This window comes from Sulfuricurvum sp. (assembly GCF_019163035.1).
Lineage (GTDB): Bacteria > Campylobacterota > Campylobacteria > Campylobacterales > Sulfurimonadaceae > Sulfuricurvum.
The window spans coordinates 36,924-52,171 of record NZ_JAFLKV010000132.1 but is presented as its reverse complement, the minus strand read 5'-3'; the positions used below and the strand labels follow the sequence as shown (position 1 = coordinate 52,171).

Genomic DNA, 15,248 nt, shown 5'->3' with positions numbered 1-15,248 from the left:
CGATGAGGGCTCGGTAGGTGATGTTTCCGGTAGTCGAATCGACAAACGGTGCGATAAAGTTGATAGAGCCTTTTCGTGCCAATGTCGTTCCATCACTGAGGGTAAGCTCGATTTCATACTTGTCATCTTTAGGGGTCGTGAGTTTACCGCTCGCGATTGCGTTTTGTCGGGCAAGCTTTTCGTTTTCGCTAAAGGTAAAGTTGACGTACATTAGATTGGTTTCATAGACCGTCGTAAGTAAACCGTTAGCCCCCGCTGCAACATAGGTACCGACATCGAGTTTTGATTTATCGACAAATCCACTCATCGGAGCTTTGATAATGGTATAGCTGAGGTTCAGTTTGGCTTGTTCGAGGGATGCTCTAGCCGCTGAAAGTGCCGCTGCCGAGTTTCGCTCATTGGCGGTTGTCGTGTCAAGTTCTTGCTTACTGGCGGCGTTAGCATCGGCGAGCGGTTTGATACGCTCCAGTACCGCTTTGGCATTCGTGTAGTTCGCAGATGCGAGTTCAAATGCCGCTTTAGCACTCTCTAAAGAGTTTTTCAAGTCACTTGGATCGATAACAAATAACGTATCCCCTTTGTTGACGAATGAACCTTCGGTGTAGGAGCGTTTTTGGAGGTATCCGTTGACGCGTGCATAGATTTGAACGGTGTTATAAGCTTGTGTTTGTCCGGTCGCTTGGAGGATTGCGGGAAAATCACCCGTTTTGACTTCGGTGGTAGTTACGGGTACGGGACCCTCTGGCGGTTTTTCCATCCCTGCGGCTTTGGGACGTTCACATCCGCTCATTGCAATGATGAGTACACTGGATAGGGCAATAGTAGTAAGGCGGTTCATTCGGCTTCCTTTGAGGTGTAGTTGAGAGTGAGGCACATCTGTTTTAAGACGCGCAGAGTAATAGCAAGTTCGTCTGGATCGATCCCTTGATGGAGATACTGGGTTGCTGCATCTAAAACTTTCATGGTTGGTTTTTCCAGTGCGATCCCCTGCGCTGTTAGGGTGACATGATTGCACCGTTTATCCGAACATGCGGTTGCTCTTTGGATGAGAGAACGTTTTTCCAAACCTGCGATAAGACGGGTTATGGACGTTTTATCTTTTCCGACGAAATCGGCGATATTTTGTTGGGTAGAGGTTCCCTCTTTCCACAATACGACCATCACTTTGAACTGCTCAATCGTCATATCAATCCCGTTTAGGGCGAGTTGACGAGTGAGATAATTGCGCGCCGCCATAGCGGAGTGGTTGGTTACACACCCTAGCGATTCTTCAATCGGGCATTCACATCGATTCATAAAAAACTCCTAAATAGTTGATTATGCAACTAATTGGGCGAATTGTATTTTATTTGAGTCTCGAAAGTCAAGGGATATTTGTTAATAATGTTAATAGTTCAGGAGAATATATGCGCTATAATCCGCCGATTTTTATACAAAAGGGTTTTTGTGCGTATGTTTCGATGGTTTTTGATGGTTGCGGTTTTGGTAGGTTCTTTATGGGGTGCGGTAGCTCCTAAAAAAGTCCCAGTGTTGTGTTATCACCGTTTTGGGGTGGAAGTTGCCGATTCGATGACGATCAAAAACTCCGCATTTGCCGAGCAGATGGAGTGGCTTAAAACAAACGGTTATACCGTTATTTCACTTGATACGGCGATGCAATATGAGCAGGGTAAAATCAAATCGATCCCTGCCAAGTCGGTCGTAATTACCGTCGATGACGGACACAAAAGCGTCTATAGCGATATGGCTCCTATCGTCAAAAAATACAAGATCCCTGTGACGTTGTTTATCTATCCGAGTGCGATCTCAAACGCCAAATACGCGATGACGTGGGAACAGCTCCAAGCACTCGAAACAACGAAACTGTTTCACGTCGAATCTCACACCTATTGGCATCCGAATTTCAAAAAAGAGAAGAAAACACTCTCTGCGGAGGAGTATGCTAAATCGGTCGATAAACAGCTAAACGGATCGAAGAAAAAACTCGAAGAAAAAATGGGACATGAGATCAAATATCTCGCTTGGGTATTCGGTATTTACGATGATGCACTCCTCGTGGATGTTAAAAATGCAGGATATACGGCAGCATTTACGATCGATCGCAAACACGCTTCATCGAGTGATAATCCAATGGCGTTAGGACGCTATATGGTGGTGAGCAAACATACGATCAAAGATTTCGAACACATGGTGGACGGAACCGAAGATCGGATGATCCCCTCTAAAAAAGAGGTCGTTAAATACTAAATGTCAGCATCAAGGCGCTATAATATAGGTAATTAATTCCACAATAAAGAATGTCCTTTGCATTTTGAACCGTACCCATTTGAAAAACTCACTTCCCTTTTAGAGGGGATTACCCCAAATAGCGCCTATTCTCCGATCGCTTTGACCATCGGAGAGCCGCAGTTCGAGACCCCCGCTTTTATACAAAAGTCGTTGGCAAAACATTCCGAAGAGCTTCGCCGTTATCCGAAAACAGCGGGGGAAGCGTATCTAAACGACTCGATGCGCGAGTTTGTTGAGAGCCGTTTCGGGGTAAAACTGAAACCGAATGAATTGGTCAGCTCGTTCGGAACACGGGAAGTGCTTTTTAATTTCCCTCAGTACTATCTGTTTGATAAAAAAGAGCCAGTCATGGCGTACACCAACCCGTTTTATCAGATTTATGAGGGTGCGGCGATTGCCACACGAGCACGGGTGATCCATCTCAACCTCACCGAGCAAAACAGCTTCAAACCGATCATCAACGAATCAGAACTTGCCGAATGTGATTTGGTCATCTTGAATTTCCCGAACAATCCGACGGCATCGGTGCTCAGTCTCGAGGAGTTGGGCGACTGGGTGAAACTTGCCCTCAAACACGATTTTTGTCTTATCAACGACGAGTGCTACAGCGAGATTTATACCGATCAAAAAATCCCCTCACTCCTCGAAGCGTCGATCTATGTCGGTAATACGTCGTTTAAAAATGTCCTCGTCATCAACTCGATCTCCAAACGCTCTTCCGCACCGGGTCTACGCAGTGGATTTATCGCAGGGGACGCTGAGATACTAAAAGGATACGCGCAGTATCGCACTTATGTCGGATGCGCTTCTCCGCTTCCGCTTCAAGCTGCTTCGGCGATGGCGTGGGCGGATGAGTATCATGTGGCAAAAGCGCGCGCGGTGTATGCGGAAAATTTCAAAGCGGCGCAGGAGATTTTAGGGATTGAGACTTCTGACGCGACCTTTTACGTTTGGCTCAAAGTACCTAACGCACTCGAATTTACCCAACGACTTTACCGCGACTATAACGTGAAAGTGTTGCCGGGGGAATTTCTGGCACGCACCGATGCAAACGGCGAAAATCCAGGTATCGGCTATATCCGTATCGCCCTCGTCGAAGAGACGGTTCGTACCATCCAAGCACTTAATCGCCTGAAGGAGGCACTACAATGACCGAAGCACTTAAAGAGAAGATTTATCAGGCACAAAGCGAGGGGGATATCGCCTCTTTGTACGTTCTCGAAGCACAGGCGCATGAGACGTTTGATGAAGATACCCTCATGGCATTTTATGCCAATATCCTCGATTTAGCGTTGGAGAGAATGACGAATGTGTTGGAAAATCTCGAAAAACTTGACATGAACGAGGTTCAGGATTTTGCAACCCTTCGTGCCTTATATGAATACGCGATTGAACATTATAGTGCGGGAAGTGCAACCGATGCAAGCGCGTTGTTCGAAGTGATCGGCGGGATCAGCAATGATGAGGCATTCAGCGAGGCGATGAATGTTCACCGAGCAGCGTGTGATGCCAAAATCCCGTTTGATGATTTTATTGATGAGTACGTCGATATGAACGCGACGCAGAACGGCGGGAAATTTTATATCAGTTTTTTCAAAAAGGAGATCGGAGTATGAAAATCCATTTCATCGGGATCGGCGGGATCGGCATTTCAGGTCTGGCAAAATATATGCGTTTCAGCGGGCATGAGGTGAGCGGTTCGGATATGAAAGCGACCCATATCACGCAACGTCTCCTTGATCGCGGTATCACGGTCACCATCGGACATGATGCGGCAAACATCCCGCAGGAGTGCGATCTCGTTATCCACTCGGCGATTATTCGTGACACGAATGTGGAAGTGATCGAAGCCAAAAACAGAGGGATCGTTGTCTTGCACCGTCGTGATGCACTCTTGCGTATCCTCAAAGAGAAAAAGGTCTACGCAGTATGCGGTGCGCACGGCAAAAGTACGACAACGGCGATTTTAGCCTCGATCATGAGCGGAAGTGCGATCATCGGTGCGGAGTCCAAAGATTTCGGCTCCAACGTCCGATATGACGGAAGTACCGACGTGATGCTCTTCGAAGCCGACGAATCGGACGGGAGTTTTCTCAACTCCAACCCGTATTGCTCCATCGTCACCAACGCTGAGCCGGAGCACATGGAGTATTACCACTACAACATCGACGAGTTTCATAACGCTTATCGCCATTTCGTCGAGATGGCACCGATCCGTGTGATCAATGCGGAAGATCCGTTTATGGCGACATTGGAGTGTGAGGCGATCCGTCTCTATCCGAGTCAGGATATCACCAACATCCGCTATACCCTCCTCGATGATGAGCCTTACACCCGCTTTACTCTCAAGAATATGGGGGAATTTGAAGTATGGGGATTCGGTGAACACATCGCGATGGACGCGTCACTTGCTATTTTAGCGGCGGCGCAGACGATGAGTGTTGCGGCGATCCGTGCGAATATCCTCCATTTCAAAGGGATCAAAAAACGGTTCGACGTGATTTTCAAAGGTTCAGACCGTGTTATCATCGACGATTACGCCCACCATCCGACCGAGATCAAAGCGACGATGGAATCGCTTAAAATCTATGCGGAGCTCAAAGGGTTCAAACGTATCATCGCCATTTGGCAACCGCACAAATACTCTCGTACTATCGATAACCTCGATGCGTTTGTTGCGTGTTTCGAAGGGTGTGCTGAACTCGTTATCCTCCCTGTATGGGCGGCGAGTGAAGAGCCGCGTGAGATCGATTTTGCAGGGCGTTTCGGACACTATAACCTCACGCTGAGTGACAAACTTCACCGCGCAGGCGATACCATCGAATCGATCATCGGCGATGCCGTGGTTCAAACGTACGATCACGATCTCATCGTTGGATTCGGGGCAGGGGATTTGACCTATCAGCTTCGCGGAACCAAGTGAGATTGTGCGTTCAATGAGTTCCCTCTCTTCCAACCTCGCCGAGCTTTTCGGCAAGCTTGATCTTCTCCCTCATATCGCCTCTTTAGAGCAGTTTTTCTCCCGCGAACAAAACATCGCGATGCAGGGGGATCAAGAACGGCACTACCGCTATATCCAAGCCCTCGATGCGTTGGAATTCAAAGCCCCGCCGAAGAGTGTAGCTTTTGAGAGCATTATCAACCACCTCAAAAAGCAAGGGGTATTGCGCTTTGAAGAGATCCATGAACTCCTCAAAGTGGTTCGCTATTTTCGTCTTATGCGCAACCACAACTTCGCAGGTCTCATCGGCGAGTGGATGGAGACGATTATCATCCCCGAAGTGTTTGCCGAGATCGATGAGTATTTCGATCATGAGGGGAACTTTATCGAATCGCGCGACGAAGAACTCCATAAAATCGCGCAGCGGATCAAAGCGATCAAAACGGAGATCAACGACTCCATCAAGCGCCTCTTTCACACCCAAAAACTCGCTCCCTATCTCGTCGATACCCAAATCCACTATATCAATGACGAAGAGACCCTTTTGGTGCGCGGAGGATTCAACCACGTCCTAAAAGGCTCTGTGGTCGGACGGACGGGTGCGGGATTTTTCTACGTTGCCCCCGATTCGGTACTCCGTTCCAAAGAACAGTTGCGTTATGTATTGCAAGAGCGGGAAACGAAACTCTACGAGTACGCGAAACGATTTTCGGCGAAACTCTCGAACCTCGTCCCCTTCATCGGCTTTTGCGACCGCGAGTTCGACCGATACGATCATTACCAAGCGCGGGTGTTGTTTGCCCGAGCGCGTGATTTTGCGATTCTCAAACCCCAAAACAACGGCGACATCGTCCTCGAAGAGTTCTCCCATCCCGCCATCCACAAACCCAAACCGATCAGCGTCGATTTCCGCTCCAACCTCCTCATGATTACGGGGGTGAATGCGGGGGGTAAAACGATGCTCCTCAAATCGCTCCTCTCAGCGTCTTTGATGGCGAAATATCTCATCCCGATGAAGATCAACCCCCACAAATCGCGGATCGGGAGTTTCAAACGGATCGAAGCAGTCATCGACGATCCCCAAAGCGTCAGCAACGACATCTCGACTTTTGCAGGACGGATGGTGCAGTTTAGCCATCTCTTCGAGCACAAAAGCGCCCTTGTCGGGGTCGATGAGATCGAGCTGGGAACCGACAGCGATGAAGCGGCGGCACTCTTTGCTATCGTCCTCGATGAGCTGATCAAACGGGGTCAAAAGATCATCGTCACCACCCACCACAAACGTCTCGCCGCATTGATGGCGGATCGTGATGATGTGGAGCTGATGGCGGCGTTGTATGACGAAGAGCGACGCTTACCGACCTATGAGTTTTTACAAGGGGTGATCGGCAAGAGCTACGCCTTTGAAACCGCCGCCCGATACGGGATCAACCCCGCCATCATCACCCGCGCCAAATCGCTCTACGGTGAAAACCACGAAAAACTGAGTGTACTCATCGAGCGGGGGAGTGAGTTGGAGCGTGAGCTGAAACGGAAAAATCGTGAAGTAGACGAACGGCTCGAAACCCTCAAATCCCAAGAGCGTCATCTCAAAGAGGCGCGGGAGTATCTCAGAACCGAGTTAGAAGCCGAAAAAGCGAAACTTCGTACAGGCTATGATCTCGCTATCGCAGAGGCAAAAGAGGCGGCGCGGGGTATGGATATGGCGGCAATCCACCGTCAGCTCAACAAGGCACAAGCCAAACTCCCTAAACCTGAACCGATCAAGATCGCCGAACCTGAGCCGATCACCTATGTAGTAGGGCAGAGCGTGAAATATCGTACACAGCGCGGTACAGTAGTCAGTGTCGGAGCCAAAGATGCGATGATCGAGGTGGAGGGGATGCGGTTACGGGTCAAACTCACCGATCTCAAACCCAGTGGCAATCTCCCGAAAAAGCCCAAAGTAACGGTAACCTCACAGATCGACCAAAAAAGCGGTCTTAAACTCGATCTTCACGGACTTCGAGGGGAAGAGGCGTGCGAGCGGATGGATAAATTTCTCTCGGATGCCCTCTTGCAGGGATTCGATGAGGTGATTATCTATCACGGTATCGGGACGGGGAAACTCTCTTTTGCGGTCAAAGAGTTTCTAAAAGAGCACCCGAGTGTCAAAAACTTTGTCGATGCTCCTCAGCATTTGGGGGGATTTGGGGCGAAGATTGTGAGACTCTAAAAGCTCCCGTCCTTTAACTTTAATACACCATACTACCCATACAAAAGTATTGCTAATTTATAAAATAGATGATACACTTACTGTATGAAAAAGACCAAATTCGATTGGGATGAAAATAAAAATACTCAAAACCAAGAAAAACATCATGTCTCGTTTGAACATGCTCAATATGCTTTTGCGGATGAGAAGAGAATAATCGCAGAGGATTTGGAACATAGCCAAGACGAAAAGCGGTATTTTTGTATCGGTAAAGTAGATGGTGAAATACTCACTGTACGATTTACCTACAGAGATAACGTCATTCGGATTTATGGTGCAGGATATTGGAGAAAAGGAAAAAAAACTTATGAAGAAAACCGTTAAATATACAGATGAACCCATCGGAGATTTGAAAATTGTAGCCGATTTTTTGCCTTCACCAAAAGATTTAATTTTTAAAGATGACACCGTCAAAATCACCATTTCATTGACCAAAGAGAGTGTCGAATTTTTTAAAAAAGAGGCAGAAAAACATCATACGCAGTATCAAAAAATGATACGAAACTTATTGGATGTATATGCGAATAATCATCAGGTAAAAGCGGGGTAATATTCTCTTCGTCGCGGGAATCCAGCTCTCCGTCATCCCGTACTCGATACGGGATCTATCCCCCTTTCCTCTTGCAAATCTTTTCATTTCACAGTAAAATCTCTAAAAATATGTCATTTTGTTTAATTTTGATGGTTTGGTTTTGATATTCAGATATTATAATGTTTGATAATCTGTTAGGAATTGGGTAAAAATGGACATGTTTGGAATGAATAAATAGTTATACAAGGAACTTAAATGGACACTATGAAGGTCACTTCAGAATCTCAGTATATGGAATATGCAACATTCATTGTATTAAATCTTCACAAAGTTACGTCAGGATTGAAAGTTATGCTATCCCCAGGATTGCAAATGACATTTAATGAAATTGTTACAACTGATAAATCTTTGGCAATGACAGTTTTTTGGATGATGCTTCAACAAGGAAATTACGAATTATATATCTTTCAAGAGGATAATAAACTTATTGGATTTGCAGTAATGGAACCGTCAAGATTATTAAGATATTTGTATGTAGATGATTCAAATCAAAACCAAGGCTTTGGTCGTCAAATAATAAATTTTTTCAAACAAAATGGTTCATTTAGAGTGCGTATCGAAGACAAAGAATATAAAAATGGGCTTCAAAAATTTTATGAAAAAAATGGGTTTATCTTTTTTAAAAAAGAGATAGTTTTAGGCACAATGTACTACGAATATAAATTAACTATATAATAAATTAGAGGAGCCAATCAAGAATCTGCAAAGGGCTTTTTGATTGCTCATTTTAAACGTTAATATTTTTTAGGATTATAATATGGCAAAAAATTGGGAATATACAGCAGGTATTATATGGCCATTTTTGGTAAGGGCTGCTATAAATAGAGATAAACTAACCTATAGTGATCTTGCACCAATCATAAAAACGAATCCGCTTAGTGTGGGAAAAGCATTGGAACCAATTCAAGATTATTGCATAGATTATAAATTACCACCTTTGACCTCAATAGTTGTAGGAAAAACCACTGGAATTCCAGGTGGTGGCTTTATTGCATGGGATGTCAATGATATTGAAACAGCTTATGAGAAGGTTTTTAGTCATCCGTGGCAACTGGTGGAAAATCCGTTTGAAGGTTTTTACAAAAACGATAGTACAGATTCTTTGGCAGATGAAATTATCGAAAATCCAAAGAAAGCAGAAGCAATATACCAGAGAGTCAAAGTACGAGGCACTGCACAAGCAATTTTTCGTTCTGCATTACTGAAAGCTTATGAAAATAAATGTGCAATTTGTGGTTTTAGCTTCACAGAGGCTTTAGAAGCTGCACATATTGTTCCGTGGTCAAAATCAAATAATGCAGAGAGAATATCTCCAAACAATGGAATCTTGTTATGCTCTAATCACCATAAATTATTTGATAGCGAAATCATTAAAATTAACTCCGAGTTTAAGATATTGCACAATAACAATGAAAAAAAGAAGTATAGCAAAGTAGATAAAATGGTAACTATAGAAATGAATCTCAAGACTATACAATTGCCAAGACAAAAAAAATTACATCCATCGATAGATTTGATAAACAAAAGAAATAATAAGAATGCGTACTAACAAATAAAAGGAGACAGGCTTTTTTACGTGAAGCATTACATCCCCATGAATGAATCCCTACTTCCAAAACACTATAAATCAAAATTGACACAATCAGTCTTAATTCGGTATCATATAAAGACCGAAGGAGTTTATGATGCAGCTGATGAATGATATTAAACCTGTTACCTATTTGAAGAGCCGAGCGGCAGACGTACTCAAACATATCAATGAAACGCATAGACCTATGATCATCACCCAAAATGGTGAAGCCAAAGCGGTTATCCAAGACCCGCAAAGTTATGAAGATATGAAAAATGCGATTTCACTCTTAAAACTTCTCTCTTTTGCCGAAGAAGATATAAAAAATGGCAATGTGCAGAGTGAAGAGGATGTATTTCGTTCGGTAGAAGACTTACTAAAAAAATGAGTAAAACCTATAAACTGCTATGGACACTCAATGCTAAAAGCGATCTTTTGAGTATCGTTGAGTATATTAAAAATGAGAGTCCGAGCAATGCCCATGATGTTTATCTGAAAATCAAAAAAGTAGCCCATTCCAGTAATTTTTTCCCTTTAAAAGGGAGAGTTGTGCCTGAACTTCAGAAAGAGGGGATAACATACTATAGAGAAGTTATCGCGTCGCCTTGGCGGATCATCTACAAAGTCGGCAATGATACGGTCTATATCATGGCTATTTTGGATTCAAGACAAAATGTGGAAGAAATTTTATTGCAAAAGCTTTTAAGAAATTAGATCGACAACTATTCTAAAACTTTCTAAAAAACCTGTATAATATTCCGTAAGATTATACGGGAGATTACGATGGTAGCCTATAAACCAAGCGAACTGATGAGTTCGACCGATGTCGCGAAAAACTTCGGCGCCGTCCTCTCCAAACTCGCAAACCACGAAGTTGATAAAATCTGCGTACTGCGAAACAACAAACCCGAAGCGGTCGTCCTCAGCGCTCTCGAATATGAACAACTCCGTGATTATCGTTATTGGAATACGATGAGCGAAAAAGAGTATCTTAAAAAATCTCATGAGAGTATCGACAGTTCACGGAGCTATTCGATAGAAGAAGTAGATGTCTATCTCGAACGGATTATCGACTCGTATGAACGTTAGAATTCTTCCCTCTTTTATCGCCAAACTTCAGTTTGTTTTGGAAAAGATTGCCGAGGATAAAACAAGTGCGGCACATACATTTCGTCGTGAGATTTTGCGTGAGTGCTATAGCCTCAGCGATTTTCCTTATCGATGCAGCCGCTCGATTCATTATAACGATGACAATATTCGTGATTTTATTTTTAAAGGGTATACGATTATTTATAAAATCGTGGATGATGAGATAAAAGTGTTTGCACTGACAAAATATGAAGATTACAAAGATGAAATTGACTCATAAGATACTTTGATTTAGGTTTTGTCACGATAAAATAACAAGAATAACTCGAAACTAAATGCAGGAGGATTAGGTGTTCCTAAGTAAGCTCATTAATCCCATCGTACATGCTATACGGTTTAAAAAGATAGTCAAAATGGCGGAAGATGGAGATGTAACGCTCCAAAACAAGCTCGGTGTGATGTACCACAATGGTACCTACGTCAAACAAGACTACGCACAAGCCCTCTATTGGTACACCAAAGCCGCTCACCAAGGATACGCTCCCGCACAAACCAATCTGGGTGAGATGTTTGAGTATGGATACGGCGTGGCTCCTGATGATACAGAGGCGGCGCATTGGTATCAAAAAGCGGCTCACAAAGGGGATACTATCGCCCAAAATGCCTTTGGATGGATGGTAGAGAGCGGCAGAGGGGTAGAGCAAAATGAGGCAGAAGCATTTCATTGGTACCATCGCTCGGCAGAACAAGGCAATGCCGATGCACAGTATAATCTAGCCCAGATGTATCATGCAGGCAGAGGTGTCGAGCAAGACTACAAAGAAGCATTGCACTGGTATCGCAAAGCCTCAGAGCAAGATTATCCACCCGCACAAACGGCGTTAGGGCTGATGTATGTGAGAGCGCAGGGGGTGATCCAAAATGATGTTCAAGGGATCGATTGGTTTCACAAAGCGGCGTTACACGGATACGCGGATGCGCAAGTACGATTAGCCGAAATGTATGAGGGGAGAAAAGAACCTCAAAAAGCGTTTAAATGGTACGTCAAAGCGGCACAGCAGGGGAATTCGGAAGGGCAAACGAATCTTGGGTTGATGTTTGTTTTCGGAAACGGGGTTATTAAAAACAACGTTATCGCGTATGCTTTATTGGATATGGCGGTCGAGAACGGAAGCGAAACGGCAAAAGAGATACGCGACACGATAGCCAAAGAGCTCTCTTTGACCCAAAAAGAAGAAGTAAAATTTATGCGTAAAGAACCGGATAAAATGTGGAAGCTGATTGAAAATTATTTAGATAAAAAGATAGAGAAATGACCCAGAGCGAATACCAGAGTGCCGTAAAACAACTCCAAAAATATTCCTACCACTATTACGTCCTCGATGATCCCATCACGACCGATGAAGAGTACGACATCCTCTATCACCAAGTGGTGGCGTATGAGCATGAGCATCAAAACGAAATAATCCCCGATTCTCCGACACAGCGGGTAGGGGATGTTCCTCAGGACAAGTTTGACAAGGCACAACATTTGAGCCGTATGTGGAGCCTCGAAGATCTCTTTAATCGAGACGAGTTGGAGACTTGGGTAAACCGTATCACGAAAGGGTACGGGGAAGTACGCTTTTATTGCGAGCCGAAATTTGACGGGGCGAGTTTGAACCTGATCTATGACAACGGCGCATTGGTGCAGGCGATTACCCGAGGTGATGGGGTAGAGGGGGAAGAAGTTACCCAAAACGCCAAAACGATCCAGTCAATCCCTCTTCGTATCGAGTATGCGGGGCGGATTGAGATACGAGGCGAGGTGGTGATTTTCAAAGAGGATTTTGAGAAGATCAACGAAGAGCGTCTCCGCAACGGCGAATCGCTGTTTGCCAACCCCCGAAATGCGGCGGCGGGAAGTCTCCGTCAGCTCGATACCCGCATCACCGCGTCACGCCGTCTGGTTTTCATGCCCTACGGGATCGGAGCTAACACGATAGAGATCAAAAATCTCTCCGAGCGGATGGAGTGGGTTTATGGTCTTGGATTTCGAAATCCCCACATGACTCATTTGTGCGAGAGTGCTGATCAGATCGAGACCTTTTACCATGAGATGCGCGTTGAGCGGGATAACTTCGCGATGCTGTTGGACGGGATGGTGATCAAAGTCGATGCTATCGCGGTGCAAGATGAGCTGGGCTATACGGTCAAAAACCCCCGCTGGGCGGCGGCGTATAAATTTCCTGCTATCGAGAAACTCACAACGTTGCGCGAAGTGATCATGCAGGTGGGGCGCAGCGGTGTTGTCACCCCTGTTGCTATCGTCGAGCCCGTAGATATAGAAGGGGTTACGGTCGAGCGCTCGACGCTTCATAATTTTGATGAGATTGAGCGTAAAGACATCCGTATCGGGGATAAGGTGATTATCCTCCGCAGTGGTGACGTCATCCCTAAAATCATTAAGGTGATCGCCTCAGAACGAAACGGGAGTGAGCAAATCATCCCACGACCGACGCAGTGCCCTGTATGCGGGAGTGAGCTTCTCGATGAGGGGGCGCTCATCAAATGCCAAAACATGGGGTGCGAAGCGCGTGTGGTAAACTCGATCATCTATTTCGCCTCGAAACAATGCCTCAATATCGACGGGTTAGGGGATAAGATCGTCGAAGCGCTCCACAGCTCTGGGATGGTGCGAGAACTCAGTGATCTGTTTAGTCTCACGATGGAACAGCTCTTATCACTGGAAGGGTTCAAAGAGAAAAAGAGCCGTAATCTCATCGATGCGATTGCGGCGGTAAAGGGGTGCGATTGTTGGCGTTTTATCAATGCGCTGGGGATCGAGCATATCGGCGAAGTGGCTTCTAAAACATTGTGCGGTGCATTTGGAACGGCGTTTGATCGCTCTAGCCGTGAAGAGATTTTGGCATTGGAAGGGTTCGGGGGGGAGATGGTTGAATCGATCCTCGAATTTGTCCGTGTCAATAGTGAGAAGATTGAAAACTTACGCACAATTTTAAGTCCCGTAGCGCCTGTAAAAATCGAAGCTCACGAGAACCCGTTTAAAGGGAAAAGTGTTGTCATCACGGGCTCGATGAGCGTACCGCGCGATAATATCAAAGCGATACTTGAAGAATTAGGGGCAAAAGTTGCCTCGTCCGTGTCGAAAAAGACCGATTATGTCGTGTATGGTGAAGATGCGGGGAGTAAATACGATAAAGCGATGGAACTAGGGGTGGCGTTGCTCACCGAGAGCGAGTTTCGCTCCTTATCGGCGCTTTCCGATAGCGGATCGGTGACGCAAGGGGCTCGTGTAGAGGCGAAAAATAGTCTTTTTGATTAAATAGGCTAGGTACCCCTTTACTTTGATCCCTCCGGGGAGTAATCCAACACCGTATTCGCCTCCGAGAGCGATCATCACCCCCTGATTTTTATATCGAAACGGTTGTTTAGCTTTTCCGTTGAGGGTACGGAGGATATTTTTAGCCACACACTCGGCTCCCCGTTCGGCGAGCTGTGCGGTCGGCGGGATAAATTTGCCGTTCTCATCGAGGGCATTGGTGATATCGCCGATGGCATAGATATTCGGATGATTCGGGATATTGAGGTTTTCATCGACATTCAAATGACCCTTTGGGGTTGTTTCAAATCCCAGATGTTGGGTGAGGGTAGATGCGGCGATCCCCCCCGTAAAGATCATAAACTCGAAGCTGAGTATTTTGCCGTTATCGAGGAGAATCTCATTGGCGCGCACTTCGCTGATACGGTTGTTATGCCAAACATGTACCCCTAATTGGACAAGGCGATCATGCGCATTTTGGATCAAAAACGGATCCATCCCGAAAAGAATCGACTCATACGCATCGATAAGGTAGACATCCACACCACGGCATCCGAAATTGCCGTTTTGATAAAAATGGTTGGCATACGCCGCCATCTCTGCGGCAATCTCTACTCCAGAGAGTCCCGCTCCGCCGATGACGATGTTAAAAGGTTCTACCTCACATCTGCGTGTTTGGGCTTCGATACGGTTGAGGAGTGAACGCTCAAAGTGTTGTTTAAAATCGAGTGCCGAGGGGATACTTTTGACCCCGTGAGTGTTTTCGCGTAGCCCTTTGATGAAATCGGGAAAATAGGTTCGGCTTCCGGTGGCGATGATGAGGTGATCGTAGTGAAGTGTTTGCGTCGAGGTCGAAACGCTTTGTGCGGCGGTATCGATACCGTTTACCTCTTCACAGATAAACTGGACTAAACCGAAGCTTTTTGTTAATGATGGGAGATCGATCATCACGTCGGACATATCGACCTTGTTGGCGATGAAATCGTACACTTCGGCTTGCATATAGTGGTAAGGGTTTTTATCGATAAGGGTGATAGAAATACGGCTGTGATTGGCGAGTTTCTCCATCGCACGGATACCGCCATATCCCCCTCCGATGATTACCACATGAACTGATTGCATTTGAATCCTTACCCTAAAACTAATCCGCAATGGTATCCTAAACAAAGTTATGTCACGATAACGTATTAA

18 protein-coding genes are annotated in these 15,248 nt (G+C 45.5%); 15 read left to right on the top strand and 3 right to left on the bottom strand.

Annotation, left to right across the window (positions count from 1 at the left end):
• Window positions 1-838, bottom strand: an 838-nt coding sequence (locus JZU62_RS09820; protein WP_295014321.1) for an efflux RND transporter periplasmic adaptor subunit, incomplete at its 3' end; no start/stop codon positions are given.
• Complete coding sequence (locus JZU62_RS09815; RefSeq protein ID WP_295014319.1) at window positions 835-1,296, bottom strand: MarR family winged helix-turn-helix transcriptional regulator; 462 nt, start codon at window positions 1,294-1,296, stop codon at window positions 835-837. The genes JZU62_RS09815 and JZU62_RS09820, both read right to left, overlap by 4 nt.
• A gap of 156 nt (window positions 1,297-1,452) precedes the next feature.
• Between JZU62_RS09815 and JZU62_RS09810 the strand changes: the two genes are divergently transcribed.
• The 15 genes from JZU62_RS09810 (at window position 1,453) to ligA (ending at window position 14,060) form a co-directional block, all read left to right on the top strand.
• A complete protein-coding gene (locus JZU62_RS09810) occupies window positions 1,453-2,247 on the top strand; it encodes a polysaccharide deacetylase family protein (RefSeq protein WP_295014317.1) in 795 nt (264 codons plus the stop codon).
• A gap of 57 nt (window positions 2,248-2,304) precedes the next feature.
• On the top strand, window positions 2,305-3,441 hold the full coding sequence (locus JZU62_RS09805) for a succinyldiaminopimelate transaminase (RefSeq protein WP_295014315.1): 1,137 nt from the start codon (window positions 2,305-2,307) through the stop codon (window positions 3,439-3,441).
• Window positions 3,438-3,905: a hypothetical protein gene (locus tag JZU62_RS09800; RefSeq protein ID WP_295014314.1), complete on the top strand. Its 468-nt coding sequence runs from the start codon at window positions 3,438-3,440 to the stop codon at window positions 3,903-3,905. Before JZU62_RS09805 ends, JZU62_RS09800 begins: the two co-directional genes overlap by 4 nt.
• Complete coding sequence (gene murC, locus JZU62_RS09795; RefSeq protein WP_295014313.1) at window positions 3,902-5,212, top strand: UDP-N-acetylmuramate--L-alanine ligase; 1,311 nt, start codon at window positions 3,902-3,904, stop codon at window positions 5,210-5,212. Before JZU62_RS09800 ends, murC begins: the two co-directional genes overlap by 4 nt.
• 13 nt (window positions 5,213-5,225) lie before the next feature.
• Complete coding sequence (locus JZU62_RS09790; protein ID WP_295014323.1) at window positions 5,226-7,445, top strand: endonuclease MutS2; 2,220 nt, start codon at window positions 5,226-5,228, stop codon at window positions 7,443-7,445.
• An 84-nt stretch (window positions 7,446-7,529) separates the two neighbouring features.
• A complete protein-coding gene (locus JZU62_RS09785) occupies window positions 7,530-7,808 on the top strand; it encodes a BrnT family toxin (RefSeq protein WP_295014312.1) in 279 nt (92 codons plus the stop codon).
• Window positions 7,792-8,034 (top strand): hypothetical protein, encoded by a 243-nt coding sequence (locus JZU62_RS09780; RefSeq protein ID WP_295014311.1) that lies wholly within the window; start codon window positions 7,792-7,794, stop codon window positions 8,032-8,034. Before JZU62_RS09785 ends, JZU62_RS09780 begins: the two co-directional genes overlap by 17 nt.
• Before the next feature lie 237 nt (window positions 8,035-8,271).
• Window positions 8,272-8,751 (top strand): GNAT family N-acetyltransferase, encoded by a 480-nt coding sequence (locus JZU62_RS09775; protein ID WP_295014310.1) that lies wholly within the window; start codon window positions 8,272-8,274, stop codon window positions 8,749-8,751.
• A gap of 82 nt (window positions 8,752-8,833) precedes the next feature.
• On the top strand, window positions 8,834-9,625 hold the full coding sequence (locus JZU62_RS09770) for an HNH endonuclease (RefSeq protein ID WP_295014308.1): 792 nt from the start codon (window positions 8,834-8,836) through the stop codon (window positions 9,623-9,625).
• Between the two features lie 133 nt (window positions 9,626-9,758).
• The gene (locus tag JZU62_RS09765) at window positions 9,759-10,034 is read left to right on the top strand and encodes a type II toxin-antitoxin system Phd/YefM family antitoxin (protein ID WP_295014306.1); all 276 of its coding nucleotides are present in this window, start codon (window positions 9,759-9,761) and stop codon (window positions 10,032-10,034) included.
• Window positions 10,031-10,360, top strand: a complete 330-nt coding sequence (locus JZU62_RS09760) for a type II toxin-antitoxin system RelE/ParE family toxin (RefSeq protein ID WP_295014304.1) — start codon at window positions 10,031-10,033, stop codon at window positions 10,358-10,360. The genes JZU62_RS09765 and JZU62_RS09760 overlap by 4 nt, the downstream gene beginning before the upstream one ends.
• A 69-nt stretch (window positions 10,361-10,429) precedes the next feature.
• Window positions 10,430-10,735 (top strand): hypothetical protein, encoded by a 306-nt coding sequence (locus tag JZU62_RS09755; protein ID WP_295014302.1) that lies wholly within the window; start codon window positions 10,430-10,432, stop codon window positions 10,733-10,735.
• Entirely contained in the window at window positions 10,725-11,015 is a 291-nt protein-coding gene (locus JZU62_RS09750; protein WP_295014300.1) for a type II toxin-antitoxin system RelE/ParE family toxin, read from the top strand. The genes JZU62_RS09755 and JZU62_RS09750 overlap by 11 nt, the downstream gene beginning before the upstream one ends.
• A 70-nt stretch (window positions 11,016-11,085) precedes the next feature.
• On the top strand, window positions 11,086-12,051 hold the full coding sequence (locus JZU62_RS09745) for a tetratricopeptide repeat protein (protein ID WP_295014298.1): 966 nt from the start codon (window positions 11,086-11,088) through the stop codon (window positions 12,049-12,051).
• Entirely contained in the window at window positions 12,048-14,060 is a 2,013-nt protein-coding gene (gene ligA / locus JZU62_RS09740) for an NAD-dependent DNA ligase LigA (protein ID WP_295014297.1), read from the top strand. Before JZU62_RS09745 ends, ligA begins: the two co-directional genes overlap by 4 nt.
• Here the strand turns inward: ligA and JZU62_RS09735 are convergent.
• A complete protein-coding gene (locus tag JZU62_RS09735) occupies window positions 13,986-15,179 on the bottom strand; it encodes an NAD(P)/FAD-dependent oxidoreductase (RefSeq protein ID WP_295014295.1) in 1,194 nt (397 codons plus the stop codon). The genes ligA and JZU62_RS09735 overlap by 75 nt on opposite strands.
• Between the last annotated feature and the right edge of the window lie 69 nt (window positions 15,180-15,248).

What these genes read in the sequence shown, in the direction of transcription:
- JZU62_RS09780 (WP_295014311.1), top strand. Translation starts at nt 7,792, where the DNA reads ATGAAGAAAACCGTTAAATATACAGATGAACCCATCGGAGATTTGAAA.
- ligA (WP_295014297.1), top strand. Translation starts at nt 12,048, where the DNA reads ATGACCCAGAGCGAATACCAGAGTGCCGTAAAACAACTCCAAAAATAT.
- JZU62_RS09765 (WP_295014306.1), top strand. Translation starts at nt 9,759, where the DNA reads ATGATGCAGCTGATGAATGATATTAAACCTGTTACCTATTTGAAGAGC.
- JZU62_RS09785 (WP_295014312.1), top strand. Translation starts at nt 7,530, where the DNA reads ATGAAAAAGACCAAATTCGATTGGGATGAAAATAAAAATACTCAAAAC.
- JZU62_RS09810 (WP_295014317.1), top strand. Translation starts at nt 1,453, where the DNA reads ATGTTTCGATGGTTTTTGATGGTTGCGGTTTTGGTAGGTTCTTTATGG.
- JZU62_RS09775 (WP_295014310.1), top strand. Translation starts at nt 8,272, where the DNA reads ATGGACACTATGAAGGTCACTTCAGAATCTCAGTATATGGAATATGCA.
- JZU62_RS09760 (WP_295014304.1), top strand. Translation starts at nt 10,031, where the DNA reads ATGAGTAAAACCTATAAACTGCTATGGACACTCAATGCTAAAAGCGAT.
- JZU62_RS09735 (WP_295014295.1), bottom strand. Translation starts at nt 15,179, where the DNA reads ATGCAATCAGTTCATGTGGTAATCATCGGAGGGGGATATGGCGGTATC.
- murC (WP_295014313.1), top strand. Translation starts at nt 3,902, where the DNA reads ATGAAAATCCATTTCATCGGGATCGGCGGGATCGGCATTTCAGGTCTG.
- JZU62_RS09790 (WP_295014323.1), top strand. Translation starts at nt 5,226, where the DNA reads ATGAGTTCCCTCTCTTCCAACCTCGCCGAGCTTTTCGGCAAGCTTGAT.
- JZU62_RS09755 (WP_295014302.1), top strand. Translation starts at nt 10,430, where the DNA reads ATGGTAGCCTATAAACCAAGCGAACTGATGAGTTCGACCGATGTCGCG.
- JZU62_RS09770 (WP_295014308.1), top strand. Translation starts at nt 8,834, where the DNA reads ATGGCAAAAAATTGGGAATATACAGCAGGTATTATATGGCCATTTTTG.
- JZU62_RS09800 (WP_295014314.1), top strand. Translation starts at nt 3,438, where the DNA reads ATGACCGAAGCACTTAAAGAGAAGATTTATCAGGCACAAAGCGAGGGG.
- JZU62_RS09815 (WP_295014319.1), bottom strand. Translation starts at nt 1,296, where the DNA reads ATGAATCGATGTGAATGCCCGATTGAAGAATCGCTAGGGTGTGTAACC.
- JZU62_RS09750 (WP_295014300.1), top strand. Translation starts at nt 10,725, where the DNA reads ATGAACGTTAGAATTCTTCCCTCTTTTATCGCCAAACTTCAGTTTGTT.